We start from the raw sequence: 15617 nt of genomic DNA, 5'->3' as shown, positions 1-15617 counted from the left end.
CCGCTGGAGAGAAACCATGAGCACTAATACGTTAGAGGCCGGCGTGCGCCCGGCCGCTGAAATCGATGCCGAAAAAGCCCTGGTCAGCAAGGTCGCCTGGCGCCTGATGCCGCTGATCATGGTGTGCTACCTGTTCGCGTTTTTTGACCGTATCAACATCAGCTTCGCCAAGTTCCAGCTGCAAACCGACCTGAGCCTGAGCGACACCGCCTATGGCCTGGGCGCCGGCTTGTTTGTGGTGGGTTATGTGCTGTTCGAAGTGCCGAGCAACATGATGCTCTACAAGGTCGGTGCCCGCCGCTGGATCGCGCGCATCATGATGTCGTGGGGCCTGGCCACGGCGGCCATGGTGTTTGTCACCGCCGAATGGCAGTTCTATGGCCTGCGCTTCATCATTGGCGCCATGGAGGCGGGGTTTGCGCGTGCTGTATTACCTGACGCTGTGGTTCCCGCAGCACTTTCGTGGGCGCATCACCTCGATGCTGTTCCTGGCCTCGGCGTTCGCCGGTTTGGTCGGCGCGCCATTTTCCGGGCTGGTGCTGGAGCACCTCGACGGCGTGCTGCAAATGCGCGGCTGGCACTGGCTGTTCCTGCTCGGCGGCTTGCCCTGCATCGGCCTGGGTTTTCTGGTGCTGACCTTGCTCAAGGACCGCATTGAAGATGCGCATTGGCTGACGCCTGCCGAGAAAACCCTGCTGTCGAGTCGCATCGCCAAGCATGAGCCGAACCAGCATGGTGGCTCGCTGCTTTCGGCGATCCGTATTCCTGGGTTTTTGATGCTTGGGTTTATCTACTTTCTGATCCAGGTGGCGTCTTACGGTCTCAACTTCTGGGCGCCACAGTTGATCCGCAGTGCCGGTACCCAGAGCCCGGTGATGATCGGCCTGCTCACCGCCATTCCCTATGTGTGCGGGGCGATCAGCATGGTGGTGATCGGGCGACTGTCGGACGCCACCGGTGAGCGCCGCAAGTTTGTCTGCGGCCTGGTGGTACTGGGCGCCATTGGCTTCTTCTGCGCCGGGATCTTTGCCGACCACACCACCTTCCTGATCATCGCCCTGGGCCTGTTGGGCGCGGGCATCATTGCCTCGATCCCCACCTTCTGGACGCTGCCGCCCAAATTGCTGGCTGGCGCCGGTGCGGGTGCGGCCGGTGGCATTGCGGTGATCAACACCCTCGGGCAGTTCGGCGGTATTGTCAGCCCGGTGATGGTGGGGCGCATCAAGGACCTCACCGGCAGCACCACGCCGGCGCTGTATGTGATCGGCGTGTGTGCGCTGTTGGCGGCGGCGCTGCTGTTGTGGGGCTTGCCGCAAAAGCTGCGCACGCTGGACAAGGGCTGATCAGCCTGCCGTGGCAAGGGCGCGAGCCGGTGTGGCGCTGAACTGAATCAACACCACCCCGCCAATCAACAACAACGCCCCCAGCACGCGGGGCGTTGTCAGTTGGCGTTCCATCAGGCCGAACAGGCCAAAGTGATCGAGCAGCAGCGAAGCGAGAATCTGCCCGGCCATGGCCAGCGCAATAAACCCTGACGCGCCGAGCTTGGGCAGCAACATCAGCGCCAGCGAAATAAAGCACACGCCAAACGCGCCTCCGGCCCATATCCACAGCGGCGCCTTGGTGATAAAGGCCAGGCTCGGCAAGGGCAGGCGCAGCACGATGATGACCGGCAGCAACACAATAATGCTCACCAGCAGTGACGCCAGCGTGGCCCACAACGGGTGCCCCAGCCCGCGCCCGAGGCTTGCGTTGATCGCACTCTGAAACGGCACCACCGCGCCGGCGATCACCGCCAGTGCCAACAGACCTACCCAATGCAACGTCGTCATCTCAGTTCTCCCAGAGGTTTTGCTGGACTCTAGGCTATTCGTCGCGCAAATTTAAATTCCAAGTTCTTATGCTGAGCATGCAGCTGATGAATGACCTGCGTCGCATCGACCTCAACCTGCTGGTGATCCTCGACGCCTTGCTCAGCGAGCAACACGTCACCCGCGCCGCCGAGCGCCTGCACCTGAGCCAGCCGGCGGTCAGCCATGCGCTGGCGCGCTTGCGTGATCTGCTTGGTGACCCATTGCTGGTGCGCCAGGGCGGTGCCTTGGTGCCGACCGCCCGCGCCCTGGAGCTGGCCGCGCCACTGGCCGAAGCCCTGGCCCAGGTGCAGGCGCTGCTGGCGCCCAACCGGTTTGATCCAGCATCGGCCAAGCGCCGGTTTCGTGTGGCGATGTCGGACTACAGCGCGGCGATTTTCCTGCCGGGGCTGGTCCGCACCTTGCGCCGTGAAGCGCCTGGCATCGACCTGCAAATCGTCCAGGCCAGCCGCGAAGGCATGGTCGACGGCGTGCTCAATGGTGACCTCGACCTGGCCGCCGGGGTGTTCCCCGACATGCCCGCCGAACTGCGCACCACGCCGTTATTCGAGGAGCATTACACCTGCCTGATTGACCGCGAAAGCCTGCCGAAAAACGGCGTGCTCGACCTGCCCGCTTACCTGTCGCGTCCGCATGTGTTGCTGGAAATGCGCGGCAGCGGCACCCCGGAGATCGAACGGGCGTTGACGGCAATTCGTGAGCGCCGGCATGTGGCGATCAGCCTGCCGCACTGGGGCGTGGCACCGCAGTTGATCCAGGGCACAGACCTGGTTTTGACGGTGTCATCCAGAGGCTTGCTCAACATCGATCAGCAGCACCTGCTGGCTGTGCCGCCGCCGTTTCATATCCCTTCGTTTGCGTTTGAGTTGGCGTGGCATGCGCGGCGGGGCGGGGATTCGGGGTTGCAGTGGTTGATTGGGCAGGTGCAGGGTGTATTGTCCGTCTGAACCGTGGCTACCAGGAAGCGGGTGGCTGGCGGCGTGTATGAAAAATTCGCATCACCTGTAACCGGCCATCTCGAATACGGTAGGGAACGATATAGGGCCATCGGGGCACTACCCATTCGCGCGTGCCGGGCACTCTGCCTTCTTTGCCCATTGCCGGAAATTCAGCGACATGTTCAAGCCCGGTCAAGATCGCCTGCACGAACTCATGGGCAGCTTTCGGGTTTTCTTCGGCAATGTAGGCCGCTTCATCGTCAAGATTCCTGAGGGCAGCCCTCAGCCAATCAACCTGCATTGTTACGCCATTTATCGGCGACTGCTTTTACTTCGGCCGCTGTCGCAAAGTCGCCCGCATCAGCTTCTTTCAATGCTTTTTGAATTTCCTCTATTTGCCAGGCCTCACGCGTCAGGTATTCGCGTAATGCATCTACGGCTAGAAAGGATTTGCTGCGCCCTGTCGCCTTGGCGAGACTGGCAAGCGTGTCGGCGACGTCTTCCGGTATGCGTAGAGACATAACAGACATAAGAGCCTCGATGTAGTGATGTGTAGTGCAACATACTACATCGTCATCGCAAAAACGGTTTGCCCCGTTCGTCACTGGGTGAATAGATAAAAGGACATTCCATGCTCTGCGGCCTTAACCACCTGACCCTTGCCGTCACCGACCTGAACCGCAGCATCGGCTTCTACTATCAATTGTTGCAACTTCGGCTCGATGCGACCTGGGACGGCGGCGCCTATTTGTCCCTACCCGGTTTATGGCTGTGCTTGTCCCTCGACCCATTGCGCTCGCCAGAGCCTGCGGCTGAATACACGCACTACGCGTTTACCGCCGATACCGGTGATTTTGCGGCGCTGGTGGCGCGCCTGCGCGCTGCGCAGGTGCGGGAATGGCGCGACAACCGCAGTGAAGGCGCGTCGTTCTACTTTCTCGACCCCGATGGCCACAAGCTCGAAGCCCACGTCGGCGATCTGGCCTCACGTTTGCAGGCCTGTCGCGCCAAGCCTTATGCAGGAATGAAGTTTTACCCGTAGCGGCGGAACGTGCAGAATCGATCCACCTCATCACCGTCTATCAGAGTCGCGCCCATGACCCTATCCCTGCTGTTCGCCGTGCTTGCTTCGGGTTTTATCTATGGCATTACGCCCGGTCCGGGCGTGCTCGCCGTATTCGGTATCGGCGCTGCCCGTGGTCGCCGTGCCGGGGCGGGTTTTTTGTGCGGGCATTTGCTCGGTGACGTGGTGTGGTGCAGCACGGCGCTGATTGCCATCGTGGGCGCGCGGGAAGTGGGCAGCACAGCCTTTGATGCACTGGGCGTGCTCAGCGGTTTATACCTGTTCTGGCTCGGCTGGCGTGCGATCCGTACCCAGCGGCGCAGCAGCGATGCACCTCAGGACGCGGCGCGGCACCCGTTCTGGCACGGCATTGTGTTCGGTCTCACCAACCCCAAGGCTTACCCGGTGGCCGTGGCGACCTTCACCGCGTTGTTGTCCAGCCGTGCCGAGTTGCTGACGTGGGCGATGCTGCCGTCGTTGATCTTCCTGAGCTTTATCGGTGGCCTGCTGGCCTATGCCATTCTGATCGGCGTGGTCGGCGCCCAACGTGTGCGCACCGTGTATCAGCGCCATGAAATCCTTATCACCAAACTCTGTGGCGTGATGTTTATCGGCTTCGCCATCAATGCCCTGGCGCATGCGTTGCCGGGCCTGTTTGGCAGCAAACCGGCCTGATACAGCGACGACCGTTCGTCGCACTGGCGAGTTTTTTCTAAACCTTTGCCGCCCTGAAAATTCGAATTCAGGGCGGGGCGTCTGTTCCCGCACCTATTTTTGACCTGGAGGAACCCATCATGAGCCGCATGGCTATCCGGTTACGCACCGCCAGTTTCGCGATGCTGCTGGGCCTCGGCGCCAGCAATGCTTTCGCCCAGTCGCCTGCTGAATTCATCGAGCAGGCTTCGGCCAAAGGGATGGCCGATATTGAAACCAGTCGCATGGCCCACGCCAGAACCTCGTCCCAGGAAATCAAGGACTACACCATCGAGGTGATCAACGAACGCACCCAGGCCAACCAGCACCTGGCAGCCATCGCCAAGAAACTCGACTTGCCGGTGGCCCCGCGCGAGAAGATCGTCGATAAAGCCGAAACCTTGATGCCCGAACTCAAGGACGGCGACTCCTTCGACGCGGCCTACACCGCGCAACAGGTCAAGGAAAACGAAGACGCCATTGCCCTGTTCAAACAGGAAGGTGCGGCGTCGGATGTGCCGGAAATCAAAGCGCTGGTGGATGAAACGCTGCCCAAGTTGGAGGAGCGCCTGCAAAAGGCCCGTGCCTTGGCGTCGACCTATGGCAAAGGTCATCAAGGCGACGGTTGAGTCCGTCACTTGAGATAGAAAACGGCGGTTGGACTTTCTCCAACCGCCGTTTTTTTATGCCTGGTTCAGATCGGTTTTGTTGGTCACCGCATCGTCGACTACTTCGCCGCAACTGCTGTTGAGGCTGACATTGCCTGCGGCGCCGATGCTGCGGTATTCGCTGCGCAGTTTTTCCAGTTCCTTACGGTCCAGGCCATCGAGGCTCAGCACGGCGTTTTGCGCATCCTTGGAGACGCGCAGCAACTCGTCGATCTTGATATGCAGGATGTCGTTGTCGCGGTTTTGCGTGTTCTGGATCAGGAACACCATCAGGAAGGTGATGATGGTGGTCGAGGTATTGATGATCAGTTGCCAGGTGTCGTTGTAGTGGAAATATGGCCCGCTGAGGCTCCACAGGAAAATCAGTGCGACAGCCACGTAGAACGTGCGGGCACTGCCTGCCCAACGGGACAGAGATTGGGAGACTGCAGAGAATTTCATGACCGTTTTTCCTTGACCGGAGGGTGATGAAATTATGGACCGCAGGCCCGCTTCGAAATTTCTTTTTACATTTTAGGGTTAGAACAATGCCGTGCTTTTTCCTCCGGCTATCTTAGGAATTGGCCTACTGCGCCTTTGAATGGCGGGAGCAAGACTGGTTTTTTTATCCGGATGTTCTCCCATGCACGCTAACGCCGCCTGCGATTTGCCCACGCTCTACGGTAAAACCGAAGAGCATTTTTTTGCCGCGGTGTGCCCAACGCATCGTCGATACAGCGGCGGCATCAATGCTTACTTCACGGATGAGTATTTCAGCCCGTTCAATTTGTTGTTTATCCGGGTTGGCAGCACTTTGCTGGATAACGCTTTGGCCGCACCGCTGGAGCTTATCCGGCGTACCACGCAGGCAATACGCGTGGTGATCCATGAGGAACAGGTCGAAGCGTTGGGTGAGGTGTTTTTGGCACACGGCTTTAAGCCGGTCGAAAAGACCACCGCGATGGTGGGTGACCTGGCGTGCCTGGCGCCATGGGTGGGCGAGAGCGGTGTGCAGGTCCAGCTCACGCGGAACATGAACGATTGGGCTGAGCCCTTTGGCAGTGCGTTCATGAGGCTGCCCGAGGAGGTTGCGCGTTATCAGGTCCGCCACCAGCGGGCCCTGGACGCGGGTGAGGCGCTTTATCACTTCACCTTGTCCGATGAGGGGCAGGTAAGGTCTTCGCTGGTGCTGTCCCTGTGTGATGGCGAGGCCCGGCTTAGCGATATCGGCACACTCATGGGCTTGCGTGGCAGAGGGTACGCCACTCGATTGATCCATGCCGCTCTGCTGCACGCGTCGAGCCTCGGGGCCCTGCGATGCTTTCTAGAAGCCTCGCAGGGTGCCTTCGCGCTGTACCGGCAACTAGGTTTCGAACCTTTGTACGAGTGCCAGGCCTTTACCCGTGACGCCCTTGCAGACGCGTAATCAGAGGGCCAGCTTTGCCTGGCCGCGATCCTCAAGCGCCAGCAAATACTGCTTGGCCTCAAGCCCACCGGCAAACCCGGTCAGCCCGCCCGAAGCACCGATCACCCGGTGGCAGGGCGCGACGATCGAGATGGGGTTGCGGCCATTGGCTGCGCCTACCGCGCGCACGGCCTTGGGGTTGCCGATCTGCTGGGCAATCTGGCTGTAGCTGCGGGTTTCGCCGAAGGGGATGGTCAGCAGTGCCTGCCAGACTTGTTTTTGGAAATCGGTGCCGTCGAAGTCCAACGCCAGATCGAACTGATTGCGGGTGCCGGTAAAGTATTCCCGTAGCTGGCGCTCGGCTTCCAGTAACACCGGGCTGTCGTCGGCTAGATGCAACTCGCCCAGACGCACGCGATTGGCGCGTTCTTTTTCCCACAGGATGGCGCTGAGTTTGCCGTTGCGCGCCACCAGGGTGAGCTGGCCGACGGGGGAAGGCATGAGCTTGTATTGGTAGGGCATGAGCGGGCTCCTTGAAGATGTAGGGGGCCACTATCCACCTTGTGGGCGGTTGGGAAACCCAGTTTCTTGCGGTCAAATTCTACTGGGACTAAATGCTCCAGTGAATCCAGTTACCGGAACCATAGGCCCAAGCGACGAAATAGATGAACCAGACGATCGAGGGCGTCGACAGTGCTACCCATGAACCGAGGTTAAGTAGCGCAAGTGCGGTTGCGCAGAGTGTGATGCCTCGGCTGGCGTTCTGCCTTGAATACCAGACGCCATAGATGGATCCCGCCAGAGCCGCTATCGACGCCAGGCTCCTCAGGCCGAAAGGGATTGGCGTCAGCGGTAACAGCAGTGGAATGATCAATACCAGCCCCACCACCTTTCTAACGACTTGGCTCTCAGTTTTTTGTACAGGCACGCGCATTGGCTCTGCTCATGGGTAAGATATGTGCGCATTTTTAACGAAGGTCGTCTTCGTCGCTTTAGGAATTTGCTTAAGTCAATGTTCCTGCTGCAGAACCTTTAGTGCTGCCGATGCCAGAAAGCCGGAACGGCTTTTTTCTTCAGGATGATGCAACACGTATTCATCAATTCGATTCAGCAGGTAACCCGGCAGGGTGATATTGAGCTTCTGCGCTTTGCCCAGATATTTAGTGACATCAATATCAACCACGGCCCAAATGCAGCCGGCATATTCCGGGTTGGCCGCGTGCAGGGTGACTTTTTGAGCGGTGGGAATCGGCGCGCCATCCTCTGCAAGGATTTCAAAGTGCCCTTCGATCGCTTCGCGGGCCATGGCCATGGCGTCGTCCAGGTCGTCGCCGGCGGAGTAGCAGCCAGGAATATCCGGCACTTCCACACCCCAGGCGTGGTCCTCGTCACCGGTTGAAATTGCGATGGGGTAAAGCATGTCTATTGCTCTCCAGGGGCGCTCAGCTCAGCAGCGCCTGTTTCAAAATGCTCTTGGCGGTCTTGTCCAACAGGTCTTTCTTTGGATGAGGAATCGTCACCAGCCCCGGTTTGGTCGGGTGTTTGAAGTGGTGGTGACTGCCTCGGGTGCGTACCAGGTACCAGCCATCCGCAACAATGTGACCTATCAAATATCGGCTATCCACAGCACCTCCTTGTGGTGTGTGTTGGTGGTGACTATAACCACTGAAAATAAATTATCAACACTCTACCTACCGACGGCTGACGACCGGCGTTTCGGTAAGTGCTGAATGAAGTGTATGAGCCTTTGAAAACGGCGTCTTAGAGAGGTATTGCGGGGATTTTCGAAGTGTTACTCGTTGTTTAAGACATGGGCGAGAACGGCGAGAAATGCGTCAGCCAACAGGCTTTTTCTGGCCGCAGGCGTCAGCACCAACAGCTGCGCACAGGCATCCACCTCGACCATGGGCTTATAGGTGACACCCTTGTTCATCAAGCTCCGGGTGCATTCGGGTACCAATGCCACGCCTTGCCCGGCGGCCACCAACGCAATGATCGAAGTGATCTGCCGCCCGGTCGGCCCGGCGCGCAGGGGCACGCCGTGATGTCGGTACAACTGCTCGATCGACTGGTTCAACCCCGACCCGTAATCGGGCGGAAACAGAATCAGCGGGTAAGCACTGAGCTGCGCCAGGCTCACCTGCGTTTGGTCGGCTAACGGACTTTCACTGGAAACCGCCGCCCACAAGCGCTCCTCACCCAGCGACAGCGCTTGCACGGCCTGGCTTTGCGGCAGCAGACGACTCAGGCCGACATCCAGGCGCCCATCTGCCACCTGTGCCCCCAGGCTGCCGGAAGCGCACTCCACCAAGGTCAACTGCACATCGGGAAAACCCTGGGCGAAGGCCTGGATCGCCTGGCTGAACAGGTCCGACAGCGCGATCGAACTGACGTAACCCAAGGTCAGCTGCCCAGCGGTCCCGGCGGCCAATTTACCGGCGATTACCTGTGCCAGCTCCACCTGTTCCAACACGCTACGCGCATAGGGCAAGAACGAACGGCCCTGAGCGGTGAGGGAAACCGTGCGGCTGGTGCGATCAAACAACTTGAAGCCCAACTCCGTTTCCAGCGCCGAGATCTGCCGGGTCAACGGCGGCTGGGCCAGGTGCAGGCGAAGGGCTGCGCGACCGAAGTGCAGTTCTTCGGCGACCGTCAGAAAGTAACGCAGCTTGCGTAGGTCGAGCATCCTGATCCCTGGGTATTGATCGGTTCGAATTCGGTATTGGTTTAAGACCCGCTGGCCATTCTATAAAGACCTCACAAAATAAAACGAGAGGTTTCATGAAACCGCGCCTGCATTGTGCCCGTCTTGCCCTGTTCCTGTGTGGCTGCGCGGCGTTTCTAAACCTGTATGCCACCCAGAGCATCCTGACCACGTTCGCCGAGCAGTTTCATATCAGCGCCAGGGCGGCGGGCTGGAGTATCACGGTCACCACCCTGGCGGTGGCAGTGACCGCGCCATTTGTCGGCCGGCTGACCGGGCGTTTCCAGCAGCGTACGGTCATCGCTGTGACCGCGCTGTTACTGGCCTTGCCCGCGCTGATGACCGCCTACGCCGGCAGCTTTGCCGAAGTGTTGGTGTGGCGCTTTGTGGAAGGCATGTTGATCCCGGTGGTGTTTGCCACCAGCGTGGCTTACATCGGCGACCGCTGGCACGGCGCCACGGTGACCGAAGTCACCAGCCTCTATGTGGCGGGCACCGTACTGGGCGGGTTCGCCGGGCGCTTCGTCACCGGCGTGATGACCGAATATGTCGGCTGGCGCGAGGCCTTTGAATTGTTGGCCGTATTGAGTTTGATGGTCGGTGGGTTCATTCAGTTTTTGCTGCCCGATAACCCGCCGCGAGTCGCACCGGTCAAGGCTGCTTCGTCAGGCGTTTTTCGCAAGCCATTGGTAGCTGCCTACGCCGTAGGGTTTTGTGTGTTGTTCTCCCAGGTTGCGGCATTTACCTACGCGGGACTCTACCTTGGCCTACCGCCTTTCAACCTCGGGCCTGCGGCCTTGGGCACGCTGTACATGGTGTTTCTGCTGGCCTTGATCGTGATCCCTATCGCCGGCCGCCTCAGCAAAGCGCGGCCCCACGCCGAGCTGCTGGCTGTGGCTGCCGTGCTGGGCATCAGTGGCTCGGCACTGACCCTGGCGCCGTCGCTGGGGTGCATCGTGGCGGGCCTGGCGCTCAGTTCGACCGGTGTCTTTCTCGCCCAGGCCGCCGCCAACGCGTTCATCAGTGCCACCGCGCAGGCCAACAAGGCAGGCGCCGTGGGCGTTTACCTCACCTGTTATTACCTGGGCGGCAGTTGTGGTGCCATCGTCCCCGCCTTGATGTGGGAGCGCTGGGGCTGGGCTGGGTGTGTAGCGCTGATTATCGGCTTTCAACTGCTGACGTTGCTGATCGCCCTGACGGGCTGGAAGCCCCTTAAACCTGAGTTGATCCAAGCATCATGACCGACACCAGCGCTGTGCCTGCCCGCGAAACCTCAAACCGCCGCCGCTCGCTGATCGCCGGGTGCGGCGCCCATGCCGTACACGATGGCCTCACGGATGTGATCTACGTGCTGCTGCCGATCTGGCAGGCACAGTTCGCTCTTTCCTACGCGCAGATCGGGCTGTTGCGCGGTGCCTATTCCGGGATGATGGCCGTGTTTCAGCTGATGGCCAGCCGCGCCGCCCGACGATGGGGGCGCATGCCGATGCTGGTGGGCGGCACGGCGCTTGCTGGCGTCGCTTATTTGTTGGTGGGGCAGGCCACTGGGCTGATCATGCTGCTATTGGCGTTGCTGTTAGGCGGTTTGGGCGCCAGCACCCAACACCCATTAGCCTCTTCGATGATTGCTGATGCTTATGAGGACGGCGGCGGGGTCAAGCAAGCCCTGTCCCAATACAACTTTTCCGGCGATATCGGCAAAACCCTGATCCCGGGGTTGGTCGGCTTGCTGCTCACCGTCATCAGTTGGCGCGCCAGTGCCACACTGTTGGGCTTGCTCGGCGTGGCGGCGGCGGGGTTGTTGTGGTGGCTAGTGCCTGCGCAAATGTCCGAAACCGCTTCTGTAAAAAAAGCCAAACCCCTCAGCGGAACCGGTTCCATTACCGGCCTGCGCGCCCTGATGCTTACCGGCACGTTCGACAGCGCCGTGCGCATGGGCTTTCTCACCTTCCTGCCGTTTCTGCTGCAAGCCAAAGGCGCGGGAACTGCCGGCATCGGCCTGGCGTTGACGCTGCTGTTTATCGGTGGCGCGTTCGGCAAATTGCTCTGCGGCTACCTCGGTGCCCGCATCGGCATGATGAAAACCGTATGGCTGACGGAAACCAGCACGGCGCTGCTGATCATTGCCGCCGTGTACCTGCCGCTGAATGGGCTGATGGTGATGCTGCCGCTGCTAGGGTTGGTGCTCAATGGCACCTCCTCAGTGCTGTACGGCGCCGTGCCGGACCTGGCAGCGGCGGGAAAACGCGAGCAGGCGTTTGCTGTGTTCTACACCGGTACGATCGGCGGCGGCGCGCTGGCGCCGGTTCTGTTTGGTGGTGTGGGCGATGCACTGGGCGTGCCGGTGGCGGTGATGGTATTGGCGGGCATGTTGTTGGTGACGTTGCCGCTGGCGTGGGTGGTGCAGCGGGGGTGTGCGCCTCAAACAATCGAATAATTGCTGGTATGCCCAGGCCGAGCCAACAGATCAATGCCCAGTGAGTGAAGCACCTTCAGAACCGTTTCAAAACGAGGTTTTGCGCCCGGGGCAAATGCCTTGTACAAGCTCTCGCGCCCTACGCCCGCATCCGTGGCGATCTTTGTCATGCCACGGGCTTTGGCTACGTAGCCTACGGCGCGAAGGAACTCTTCGTTGTCACCGTCAGCCAGCACCTGAGAAAGGTATTCGCTGATGGCCTCATCACTGTCGAGCAGCTCGGCCATATCAAATGTCGTCAGTGTTTGAGTCATGATCAAACCTCCTTTGCTAATTTTTTTGCTCGCCGGATATCGGCCTCTTGTGAGGACTTGTCGCCACCTGCCAGCAAGATGACAACCTCCCTGCCGCGCAGGGTGAAATAAACGCGATAACCTGCACCTACGTCTATCCGCATCTCTGAAACACCGCCGCCCAGCACCTTGAAATCCCCCAGATTGCCCACACTGGCTCGCTCGATACGTCGAGCAATGGTGATTTTTGCTCGCAGATCGCGAATTGCCGAGCACCATTGAGTGAAGGCTTGGGTTTGCTGGATCGAATAACGCACGGGGCCTCACAGAATCTCACTGTATCTACTTGGATACGGGTTGGCAAGAGACACGTCAGTGTCGAAGGCTGGGGAGAGTGATGCGAGGGCGTGCCGGTTTCAAACGTTCTTCAGGGTTTTCCTATTGCCAGAATTTACAGTCTGAAAGAGAACGGTACAGCGGTCCCGAATGTTGCGTTATTGCCTACACAACACACAGAATCGTCTGAGTTGTACGCCTTGGACGAGCGCTTTAAGGTTCGTCTGCCGCTGCCCATCAGCGGTCGGGTTTAGTAGCCCGATTTGATCAACGGCGTATGGCTGTCCTATCAGTCAGGCATCTCGATGTCTGTCCTCAATGGTGGCTGTACGCAGGGCACTTTCGGGTGCGCCGGTTTCGTTGATCCGCCGGTCTACTAACCTGCATACAGCCGCCACCCATTGTTTAGTAGCTCTGGAAGGTGGTCCTTACCGAGGATCAACAGATGTGTACTGACTCCTGCAACCCAACCGCGACCCTGTTCAGCGTTCGCCCTGAAGCCAACACCGAAGCCTTGCTCGCCAACGCCTACGAAACCATTGCTGGCGCGGGTGCCATGACCAACGAGTTCGCCGAAAGCCTGCCTTCTCAACATCGCTACCTGGCCTTGGCCATTCAGCAAATGATCGAACTGGGGCTGATGCTGGTAGAAGCGGCGCAAGACCGCGTGGACCGCGCCGCGTAGGTTTTTCACGCCCTGCAACAGGCTTGCCTTCCCAGGCCGCACATACCAAGGGGAAGGGGAGCCAGATACCCTGCATCGGAACCGGTCGCTCACGCATGAAGCCAAATTTAGAACATAAAAAAACCGGCCACCAAGGGCCGGTTTTTTGGTGCATCTCCCGCCAGAACCAACCTGACGCAAGACCAAAATCTGAGTGGAGCGGGTAGAGGGAATCGAACCCTCAACTAAAGCTTGGGAAGCTTTCGTTTTGCCACTAAACTATACCCGCTCAAAGCGGCTGACTTTGTACCAGATGTTCGCCGGGATTTGAAGTTTTTCTTCGAAAAATGTGTAAGTTGGGTTCATCAAGCTTGTGTGGGAGCTGGCTTGCCTGCGATTGCATCACCTGAGTGTGACTGGCACACCGCAGCGCCTGCATCGCGGGCAAGCCCGGCTCCCACATAAGCCGCCTTTCAGATAGCAAACGCATGCTGCGTCTGGCCCTGGTGATAACGCAACCGGCTCACCTGGCGTTCTGGTTTCAAAAAGCCCACCACCGCATCCCGGCTGTCCCGGCAGGCCGCCTTGTGCTCCATGTCCAGAAAATGCCCGGTCGCCTGGATGGTGCTGAAGCTGCTGTTGGCCACGTGCTGGCCAAACAGCTTGGCATCCTCGGCGCTGGTGTATTCATCCCATTCGCCATTCAAAAACAGCACCGGAATGTCGATCTGCCTGGCGGCTTTTAGGTAGCACAGCCGGTCGCTGTTGAGCACGTGGCTGATGTGGAAGTGCATCTGCCCGTATTCATGCTCGGCCAGGCCGCTCACATGCTTGTAGTTGAAGCGCTTGAACAGTGACGGCAGGTGTTTGCCGATGGTGCTGTTGACCAGGTGGCCGACGCCGTGGCGGTCGAGGTTGCCGAGGTAGTCGACACCGCGTTCGAGGTAGTCGCGCATGGGGGTGTTGATCACCGGCGAGAACGAGCTGATCACGGCCTTTTCCACCCGGCGCGGGCGGTGGGCGAGGGCGACCAGGGCAGCGGCGCCGCCCCAGGAGAACGACAGCACGTGTTCGGCGCCGAAGTGTTCGATGAGTTCCAGCAGGATCTGGCCTTCGACTTCCTTGGTCAGCATGTGCTCATGACGGTTATGGATTTTGGAGCGGCCAGCGTAGGGCTGGTCGTACAAAACCATATTGAATTGCGGGTACAGGCTTTTCACGGTTTGAGCGAAGGATGCCGTGGTGGCCATGGAGCCGTTGACCAGGATGATGGTCTTTGCAGCAACGTCCGCGCGATAGAACTCCGTGTAAACCCGATACTGACCCTGTATATCCAACACAGCGATTTCTGGCCTCATGTCGTAAGACTCCTGGCAAGCGGGTAGGGCGCGCAGATCACTCTGCACGAGCTTTATGACAGGTAGGCATACGCCTGGAAGATGAGGCCCATGTCGGTCCGATAACGGCTGGCCGACGGGTGTTGTTATGGCGGGCTGTTTGCCTGGAACGCCCATAGATCAAGCGCGGGCGGGGCAAGGTGTTTCTTGGAGGTTATGGGGCGACTCGCCAGTCATAATTTGGCTGACGTCTTGATTCAAGCAGCACAGGCGCCAGCTCGCAAGGCGCCAAGCTGGTTTTTTGCCATCACCGGCTGAACGGTCGTCAGACCTGTCGGATCTCGTCGTCAGTCAGCGGCCGATAGTGGCCCGGCGCAAGGGCGTTATCCAGCACCAAAGGCCCCATCCGCTCACGGTGCAGGCCAATCACTTTATTATCAAAGTGCCCGAACATGCGCTTCACCTGGTGATAACGGCCTTCGATGATGCTCAGACGTGCGGTCCTGGGGCTGAGTAGCTCAAGTTCGGCGGGTTGAGTGGTGAGATCTTCAAAGGCGAAATACAGGCCAGCGGCAAAGGTGGCTGCATACTCAGGACCAATGTCCTGCTCGGTTTCAACGAGGTAAACCTTGGGCAGTTTGGTCTGGGGCTGTGTCAGGCGCCGCGACCATTGGCCGTCGTTGGTGATCAGCATCAGCCCGGTGGTGTTGAAGTCCAGACGGCCGGCGATGTGCAGCTCATGCGTGTCCGGTTCACTCAGCCAATCAAGCACGGTGGGATGCACCGGGTCGGCGGTAGCGCTCACGCAGCCTTGGGGTTTGTGCAGCATGAAATAACGCGCCGGTTTGCCGGCTTGCAGTACCTCATCATCGACACAGACGCGGCTGAATGCTCGCACTTCATGGTGTGGGTCGCTGACGGCCACGCCATCAACTGTCACCCGTCGCTCAACCAGCAGCACACGCACTTGTTGGCGATTGAAACGCGGCAGGTTGCTGAGGAAACGATCAACGCGCATTACGGCTGTTCAGCCCCACGCAATTGCGCATCTACCTGCGCACAGCGTGGGCACAGGCAGGCCTTATTGCGCAGTTCATCGGGCAGCGCTTCGAGTACCGCCGGGTCGATGGTGACGCTGTAGCACCAACAGGCTTGGTCGGCGGTGCGTGGGTCGGCCAGGGTGCAGTCGTTGCGGGCACCGCAGGCAGGGCAAAGGGTGGGTGTGGTCATGTCGGTTCGGGCTGTATCGC

General features: G+C 59.5%; 22 protein-coding genes, 1 tRNA gene and 1 pseudogene. 9 read left to right on the top strand and 15 right to left on the bottom strand.

Features of this window, described 5'->3' with window-relative positions; genetic code table 11:
* Positions 1–16 precede the first annotated feature (16 nt).
* Positions 17–1343, top strand: a pseudogene (locus HX790_RS03735) (MFS transporter).
* Here the strand turns inward: HX790_RS03735 and HX790_RS03730 are convergent.
* On the bottom strand, positions 1344–1832 hold the full coding sequence (locus HX790_RS03730) for a DMT family transporter (protein ID WP_176991249.1): 489 nt from the start codon (positions 1830–1832) through the stop codon (positions 1344–1346).
* 68 nt (positions 1833–1900) lie between these two features.
* Here HX790_RS03730 and HX790_RS03725 point away from each other — a divergent pair, with 68 nt between their 5' ends.
* Positions 1901–2818: a LysR family transcriptional regulator gene (locus HX790_RS03725; RefSeq protein ID WP_176991248.1), complete on the top strand. Its 918-nt coding sequence runs from the start codon at positions 1901–1903 to the stop codon at positions 2816–2818.
* A 7-nt stretch (positions 2819–2825) separates the two neighbouring features.
* Here the strand turns inward: HX790_RS03725 and HX790_RS03720 are convergent, their stop codons facing one another.
* On the bottom strand, positions 2826–3110 hold the full coding sequence (locus HX790_RS03720; protein WP_017137286.1) for a type II toxin-antitoxin system RelE/ParE family toxin: 285 nt from the start codon (positions 3108–3110) through the stop codon (positions 2826–2828).
* A complete protein-coding gene (locus HX790_RS03715) occupies positions 3100–3339 on the bottom strand; it encodes a CopG family ribbon-helix-helix protein (RefSeq protein ID WP_017137287.1) in 240 nt (79 codons plus the stop codon). The genes HX790_RS03720 and HX790_RS03715 overlap by 11 nt, the downstream gene beginning before the upstream one ends.
* Positions 3340–3440: 101 nt before the next feature.
* Between HX790_RS03715 and fos the strand changes: the two genes are divergently transcribed.
* From fos to HX790_RS03700, 3 genes are all read left to right on the top strand, one after another.
* Positions 3441–3851: a fosfomycin resistance glutathione transferase gene (fos, locus tag HX790_RS03710; RefSeq protein WP_176991247.1), complete on the top strand. Its 411-nt coding sequence runs from the start codon at positions 3441–3443 to the stop codon at positions 3849–3851.
* A gap of 54 nt (positions 3852–3905) precedes the next feature.
* Positions 3906–4547, top strand: a complete 642-nt coding sequence (locus HX790_RS03705) for a LysE family translocator (RefSeq protein WP_169985477.1) — start codon at positions 3906–3908, stop codon at positions 4545–4547.
* Between the two features lie 119 nt (positions 4548–4666).
* Entirely contained in the window at positions 4667–5194 is a 528-nt protein-coding gene (locus tag HX790_RS03700) for a DUF4142 domain-containing protein (protein WP_017137290.1), read from the top strand.
* Positions 5195–5248: 54 nt separating this feature from the next.
* Here HX790_RS03700 and HX790_RS03695 read toward each other — a convergent pair whose 3' ends face one another.
* Positions 5249–5674 (bottom strand): low affinity iron permease family protein, encoded by a 426-nt coding sequence (locus HX790_RS03695; RefSeq protein WP_017137291.1) that lies wholly within the window; start codon positions 5672–5674, stop codon positions 5249–5251.
* A gap of 181 nt (positions 5675–5855) precedes the next feature.
* Between HX790_RS03695 and HX790_RS03690 the strand changes: the two genes are divergently transcribed.
* The gene (locus HX790_RS03690) at positions 5856–6638 is read left to right on the top strand and encodes a GNAT family N-acetyltransferase (RefSeq protein WP_169985479.1); all 783 of its coding nucleotides are present in this window, start codon (positions 5856–5858) and stop codon (positions 6636–6638) included.
* Here HX790_RS03690 and HX790_RS03685 read toward each other — a convergent pair whose 3' ends face one another.
* From HX790_RS03685 to HX790_RS03665, 5 genes are all read right to left on the bottom strand, one after another.
* Positions 6639–7139 (bottom strand): methylated-DNA--[protein]-cysteine S-methyltransferase, encoded by a 501-nt coding sequence (locus HX790_RS03685; RefSeq protein ID WP_017137293.1) that lies wholly within the window; start codon positions 7137–7139, stop codon positions 6639–6641.
* A gap of 88 nt (positions 7140–7227) precedes the next feature.
* Positions 7228–7551, bottom strand: a complete 324-nt coding sequence (locus HX790_RS03680; RefSeq protein WP_017137294.1) for a hypothetical protein — start codon at positions 7549–7551, stop codon at positions 7228–7230.
* 75 nt (positions 7552–7626) lie between these two features.
* A complete protein-coding gene (locus tag HX790_RS03675; protein WP_017137295.1) occupies positions 7627–8037 on the bottom strand; it encodes a type II toxin-antitoxin system HicB family antitoxin in 411 nt (136 codons plus the stop codon).
* Between the two features lie 22 nt (positions 8038–8059).
* Positions 8060–8242 carry a type II toxin-antitoxin system HicA family toxin gene (locus tag HX790_RS03670; protein ID WP_017736377.1) on the bottom strand — a complete coding sequence of 61 codons (183 nt, stop codon included), beginning with the start codon at positions 8240–8242 and terminating at the stop codon, positions 8060–8062.
* Positions 8243–8409: 167 nt separating this feature from the next.
* Positions 8410–9303 carry a LysR family transcriptional regulator gene (locus tag HX790_RS03665; RefSeq protein WP_176991246.1) on the bottom strand — a complete coding sequence of 298 codons (894 nt, stop codon included), beginning with the start codon at positions 9301–9303 and terminating at the stop codon, positions 8410–8412.
* 95 nt (positions 9304–9398) lie between these two features.
* On the opposite strand from HX790_RS03665, the gene HX790_RS03660 reads away from it, so the two are divergent.
* Positions 9399–10562 carry an MFS transporter gene (locus HX790_RS03660; protein ID WP_176991245.1) on the top strand — a complete coding sequence of 388 codons (1164 nt, stop codon included), beginning with the start codon at positions 9399–9401 and terminating at the stop codon, positions 10560–10562.
* Positions 10559–11758 (top strand): MFS transporter, encoded by a 1200-nt coding sequence (locus HX790_RS03655; RefSeq protein WP_176991244.1) that lies wholly within the window; start codon positions 10559–10561, stop codon positions 11756–11758. Before HX790_RS03660 ends, HX790_RS03655 begins: the two co-directional genes overlap by 4 nt.
* On the opposite strand, the gene HX790_RS03650 is transcribed toward HX790_RS03655, so the two are convergent.
* Together HX790_RS03650 and HX790_RS03645 are read right to left on the bottom strand one after the other, a co-directional pair.
* The gene (locus tag HX790_RS03650; RefSeq protein WP_017137300.1) at positions 11743–12051 is read right to left on the bottom strand and encodes an addiction module antidote protein; all 309 of its coding nucleotides are present in this window, start codon (positions 12049–12051) and stop codon (positions 11743–11745) included. The genes HX790_RS03655 and HX790_RS03650 overlap by 16 nt on opposite strands.
* A gap of 2 nt (positions 12052–12053) precedes the next feature.
* Positions 12054–12347, bottom strand: a complete 294-nt coding sequence (locus tag HX790_RS03645; protein WP_026013719.1) for a type II toxin-antitoxin system RelE/ParE family toxin — start codon at positions 12345–12347, stop codon at positions 12054–12056.
* A gap of 464 nt (positions 12348–12811) precedes the next feature.
* Between HX790_RS03645 and HX790_RS03640 the strand changes: the two genes are divergently transcribed.
* Complete coding sequence (locus HX790_RS03640) at positions 12812–13051, top strand: DUF6124 family protein (protein ID WP_017137302.1); 240 nt, start codon at positions 12812–12814, stop codon at positions 13049–13051.
* 194 nt (positions 13052–13245) lie between these two features.
* On the opposite strand, the gene HX790_RS03635 is transcribed toward HX790_RS03640, so the two are convergent.
* The 4 genes from HX790_RS03635 to HX790_RS03620 form a co-directional block, all read right to left on the bottom strand.
* A tRNA-Gly gene (locus tag HX790_RS03635) sits at positions 13246–13319 on the bottom strand.
* Positions 13320–13503: 184 nt separating this feature from the next.
* Positions 13504–14388, bottom strand: a complete 885-nt coding sequence (locus tag HX790_RS03630; protein WP_017137303.1) for an alpha/beta fold hydrolase — start codon at positions 14386–14388, stop codon at positions 13504–13506.
* 304 nt (positions 14389–14692) lie between these two features.
* Positions 14693–15385, bottom strand: coding sequence for a pseudouridine synthase (locus HX790_RS03625; RefSeq protein WP_017137304.1), 693 nt, complete (start codon positions 15383–15385; stop codon positions 14693–14695).
* Positions 15385–15597 (bottom strand): cysteine-rich CWC family protein, encoded by a 213-nt coding sequence (locus tag HX790_RS03620; protein ID WP_017137305.1) that lies wholly within the window; start codon positions 15595–15597, stop codon positions 15385–15387. The genes HX790_RS03625 and HX790_RS03620 overlap by 1 nt, the downstream gene beginning before the upstream one ends.
* Between the last annotated feature and the right edge of the window lie 20 nt (positions 15598–15617).

Origin of the sequence: Pseudomonas sp. IPO3747, assembly GCF_013385245.1 — a bacterium.
Taxonomy (GTDB): domain Bacteria; phylum Pseudomonadota; class Gammaproteobacteria; order Pseudomonadales; family Pseudomonadaceae; genus Aquipseudomonas; species Aquipseudomonas edaphica.
This window is presented reverse-complemented; position numbering and strand designations above follow the sequence as displayed.